Annotated in this window: 1 protein-coding gene and 1 pseudogene; one reads left to right on the top strand and one right to left on the bottom strand. The window is 47.2% G+C overall.

The annotated features are described in order from the left end of the window. Positions 1-132: 132 nt before the first annotated feature. A complete protein-coding gene (gene guaB / locus B3G15_RS13485; RefSeq protein WP_064299185.1) occupies positions 133-1,599 on the top strand; it encodes an IMP dehydrogenase in 1,467 nt (488 codons plus the stop codon). A gap of 42 nt (positions 1,600-1,641) precedes the next feature. On the opposite strand, the pseudogene B3G15_RS13480 reads toward guaB, so the two are convergent. Continuing rightward, positions 1,642-1,978 (bottom strand): annotated as a pseudogene (locus tag B3G15_RS13480) (PLP-dependent aminotransferase family protein); the annotation flags it as partial.

The raw sequence follows: 1,978 nt of genomic DNA, 5'->3' as shown, positions 1-1,978 counted from the left end.
TGCAGGTCGGTCTTTTTGTGTTATGTGAAACTTCAGACTGTTCTGATTATTGGTCGAGTCATTGACATGACACCCTCTGCTTGTTACCATAACATCAATATTCTTTTATAAAAGAGAAAGCGAGTGGATAACATGTGGGAGAACAAATTTGCTAAAGAGGGTTTGACGTTTGATGACGTCTTACTCGTACCCCGTCGTTCGAGTGTCTTGCCGCGCGACGTTGATTTATCTGTCACGCTATGTGAAGGGATCACACTTAATATTCCGTTGATCAGTGCTGGGATGGATACCGTCACAGAAGCACCGATGGCAATCGCGATGGCACGTCAAGGTGGTCTTGGTGTCATTCATAAGAATATGTCAATGGAAGAACAAGCAGAACATGTCGATCGCGTCAAACGTTCTGAAAATGGTGTCATCACGAATCCGTTCTATTTGACGCCAGAGCGTCAAGTTTACGATGCTGAGTATTTGATGAGCAAGTACCGCATCTCTGGTGTTCCAATCGTTAATAACGAAACAGAGCGTAAATTAGTAGGGATTTTGACGAACCGTGATCTTCGTTTCGTCAAGGATTACTCGACTGTCATTGAAACGGTGATGACGACAGAAGAACTCGTGACAGCAAAAGTTGGTACGTCCCTTGCTGAAGCAGAACAGATTCTCCACAAACATCGCATCGAAAAGTTACCACTCGTTGATGAGAACGGTGTATTAAAAGGGTTAATCACGACAAAGGATATCGAAAAAGTCGAACAGTATCCACATGCTGCGAAAGATCATTTCGGACGTTTACTCGTCGCAGCAGCTGTCGGCGTAACGAAAGACGCTTCGACGCGCGCGAAGTTCCTTGTCGATGCAGGTGTCGATGCACTCGTCGTCGATACGGCACACGGTCACTCAGAAGGTGTTCTTCTCAAAGTACGTGAACTTCGTGAAGAATATCCAAACTTACCAATCATTGCGGGTAACGTTGCGACGGCAGAAGCAACACGCGATTTGATTGAAGCCGGTGCATCTGTCATCAAAGTTGGTATCGGACCTGGTTCGATCTGTACGACACGTGTTGTCGCAGGCGTCGGTGTACCACAAATCACAGCCGTCTTCGATTGTGCGACAGAAGCACGGAAACATGGTGTCTCAATCATCGCTGACGGTGGCATCAAGTATTCTGGAGATATCGTAAAAGCACTTGCTGCTGGCGGTCACGCTGTCATGCTCGGAAGCTTACTTGCAGGAGTAGAAGAGAGCCCAGGTGAGATGGAAATCTACCAAGGACGTCAATTCAAAACGTACCGTGGTATGGGTTCTGAAGCATCGATGAAACGCGGTAGCCAAGATCGTTACTTCCAAGAAGCAGACAAGAAGTTCGTTCCAGAAGGAATCGAAGGACGTGTCGCTTACCGTGGTAAACTTGGTGATTCGGTGTACCAACTGGTTGGTGGTATTCGTTCAGGTATGGGATACTGTGGCGCTGCAACGTTAGAAGAATTGCGTGAAGAGACACAGTTCATCCGTATGACGGGCGCTGGTTTGCAAGAGAGCCACCCGCACGATATTCAAATTACAAAAGAAGCATCGAACTATACACGTCAATAAACAAAAGCCTCGTCTTTCTCTAGTAGAAAGGCGAGGCTTTTTTCATGATGATTTATGCAAATCCCACGCGTCCATCAACAATCGTAATCCTTCTATCAACTCTTGCTCAGAGAGACTCGCAAATCCAAGGACGATTTGAGGCGTATCGGAGAGAAGCGGTAACTGGGCATATTGAGAAAGACCATATACTTGGATGCCTTGTTGTTGTGCCCGCTTTACGAGCTCCTGCTCCGTCATCCCGTTCGCTACGGAAACGACGACATGGAGCCCCGCACTTTCGCCGGTCAATCGTAAGGCAGGAATCCGGCGAAGTGATTGGATTAAGACGTCGAGCTTGCGACGATAGACTTTACGCATCCGGTTGAGATGTCGTTCAAAG

Source organism: Exiguobacterium sp. UBA1053 (assembly GCF_002316465.1).
GTDB classification, from domain to species: domain Bacteria; phylum Bacillota; class Bacilli; order Exiguobacteriales; family Exiguobacteriaceae; genus Exiguobacterium_A; species Exiguobacterium_A abrahamii.
The sequence above is the reverse complement of the archived record's forward strand: the minus strand, read 5'-3'. Positions and strand labels throughout refer to the sequence as shown.